1 protein-coding gene is annotated in these 239 nt (G+C 42.7%); it reads left to right on the top strand.

The genetic code is table 11. The features are described from left to right. A partial coding sequence (locus tag SB660_RS23555; protein WP_410585003.1) for an ATP-binding cassette domain-containing protein occupies window positions 1-239 on the top strand: 239 nt, incomplete at both ends.

Below are 239 nucleotides of genomic sequence, written 5' to 3'. Positions count from 1 at the left end.
CACCTTTTGAAAAACGGGCATTATTCGATGTCAATTTTGAGATTCCATCCCATACGTACCAAGCAATTATTGGACATACGGGTTCCGGTAAGTCGACCATTCTTCAACATTTTAATGCACTGTTAAAGCCAACAACGGGCATTGTGCAATTAGGCGATCGCACAGTGGAGGCAGGTAAAAAGGCTAAGGATTTAAAAGCAGTTCGCCAACGTGTGGGCATTGTATTTCAATTTCCAGAG

Origin of the sequence: Bacillus sp. SIMBA_005 (assembly GCF_046535585.1) — a bacterium.
Taxonomy (GTDB): Bacteria; Bacillota; Bacilli; order Bacillales; family Bacillaceae; genus Bacillus; species Bacillus pumilus.
This window is presented reverse-complemented; position numbering and strand designations above follow the sequence as displayed.